The following is a 2,261-nucleotide window of genomic DNA, read 5'->3' as shown; positions in this document are numbered from 1 at the left end:
CGGACCGGACACCTCGCGAGCTGAGGCACAGGTTCGTCTCGCTGCTGTCCAACAGCCAAGTACCGGTCGAGGACACTCAGCCTGGCGGGTCAAACAGAAGAAACCCCTTCCTTATCGGGAAAGAGCCTCTGATGACCTGCGGTGGAGCTTAGGGGATTCGAACCCCTGACCTCTTCCATGCCATGGGCGGGGGTCGCATTGATGGCCTACGCAGGGCGATGCTCATCCCCTTACCTACAAGGCGTTCTCGCCCCTCTGGTTGTTGCGAGTTGCACCCGCTTTGAGACCGTTGTTACGTATGGTTCGCTCCCAAAATCCTCCCACTGCGGTAGGTGGTCCCGTGGCCTGCCGACGCCTCTCCTCCCGTTGCACGTTGTGGCTCGGGCCAGGGTCTGGATCGGTGGCCTCGCCGGACCTGATCCTCAGTCTGGCACTGATCGAAGGCGCGCTGAGCGAGTTATCCACAGCCAACGGATGACACGTACGGGTCAACCAGCCTTCGAACACCTGCTCTATAGTTCTCCACATGGGGAGCAATCGTCGGTACCCTCGGGAGCCGCCGCCGAACTTGGCTACTCGCCACTGCTGGATCCTGCGGACAGCTCACGAGCGGGGTCCATGGCCAGGTCTGATCTTGGAATGGCGTCGCACCAATACCGGCGATTGGGCCGCTCGCGTGGTCTACGTGCCGGATCACCGCGCCGGCCGTTCGGTCGAGGACTGGTTTGCCTCCAGCTACCTGCGGCCCATCGATGCATGGCCCAGCGAGGCCACGCAAGAGGCGGCGCGCCGGGGTGCAAACCGCGGATCGCGCGCAGGTGGCCTCTGGAGCCGCTAGCCCTGTTGCGTCTGCTTGATAGGCGGGATCATGTCGCATGCTGTCGAACGCTTGGGGGGAAAATGCTGGCTAGCCTGCTGCCGGGTCTGCGCGATGTTCGGACGCCGCTCGCTGTCGGGTACATCTGGTTCCTAAACTTCTGGCTGATTGTTGGCAGCGAGATCGCTGAGGATCTCGAAGCACCTGGCAGCTTTGTCGGGCGATTTGCGCCATTGAATCGCTTCCTTGGACAAGGTGCGATGGTTGCGGGCCTGTCGTTTGCGGCGTTCTTGTTCGGTTCGCTACTCACGGTCCGATCGGACTCGTTCTCAGCACTCTGGGGCAAACTGACTAATCGTCGCCTCCAAGAATATGAGCCCGAACTCCTGCAGTCTATCGTGAGCGGTCTTCAAAGAAGAGGTATCGATGCGCCGCAGACAGTCGAGGCTTCCGCCCTTTTTCCTGTGGACGATTTCAGAGCCCGACTGTTAGTCGCGAATCAGGAAATGTATGGTGAATTTGACCGATTTGAAAGTGAGGCTGTATTCCGAATCAACATCTCTTTCCCTCTCTTGATGCTCGGCGTAATTGTTGCGCTAGGTTCCGGTGTGCCGTGGTGGTCGAAGATTTTGATAATCGTCGTTACCGTGCTTCTTGTCGGAATGCTCTTCATTCAAGGGCAGGCAAAGAGTCAATTAGCGGACGAAGTATTGGTCAGATCGGTTGTGTCTAGGATTATCGAGCATCCCGTCACGGAGCGAGCAGAGCTGGCCCATGAGGCTCAGATGCGGAGGCTGCGCGAACGTGAGGAAGTCGAGCGTCAGCAGAGAGAGGCTGAGGCAGAGGATCAGCGACGAGCCGGCCGTTCCGAACAGAAGCACAACGCGCTCATCACCACGCTCGACATGCTGGAAATGACACACGAAAACTTGCGCAAGGCGAATGAGTTAGCGGCTCGCTCTACTTCAGGTGGCGCGGAGGAAGCCAAGCATGTTGAGCGCGCCGAGTACTGGAGGCGCAAGATCCAAGAGTTCAGAGGAGATGTCTTGCGGCACTTCGACGAAGATTGACGGATACGTGTCAAAGCGCGCGGGCAGTCCTCCCGCATCGCCCCGATAGCTGCCGGCCTTAGGTTCGGAGCGGTGCGGGTCAAGGGTCGAAGATCCCGCAGGGACGCCGTAGGCGCCCTTGACGCGTGCCGTGCCGGACCGTCCCTTCCATGATTGCTAGCGGGGCGATGCGGGAGCCCACCGGCAGACGGGAGCGTGCAACAACAGGCGGCGGGTAGCCGGCCATTTCCGGCGAGTACCACGTCGACAGGGTGTCAGATCGTTGATGGCGAGATCTGCTGTCTTCGACCCGGCACCCTGTTGGCGCGCGCGCGCCAAGCCAAGAGAAGCAAACCACACATCACGGGGCGAGGGGGGGTGAGGGCGGTGCACAC

General features: G+C 60.4%; 1 protein-coding gene. It reads left to right on the top strand.

Annotation, left to right across the window (positions count from 1 at the left end):
• The first annotated feature begins 900 nt into the window (after positions 1-900).
• Positions 901-1,887 (top strand): hypothetical protein, encoded by a 987-nt coding sequence (locus tag ACZ3HV_RS42735; RefSeq protein WP_465693500.1) that lies wholly within the window; start codon positions 901-903, stop codon positions 1,885-1,887.
• Positions 1,888-2,261: the final 374 nt, after the last annotated feature.

This window comes from Kribbella sp. NPDC020701, from assembly GCF_055562215.1.
Note: the sequence above shows the minus strand (reverse complement) of the source record. Positions and strands in the feature narration are given on the sequence as shown.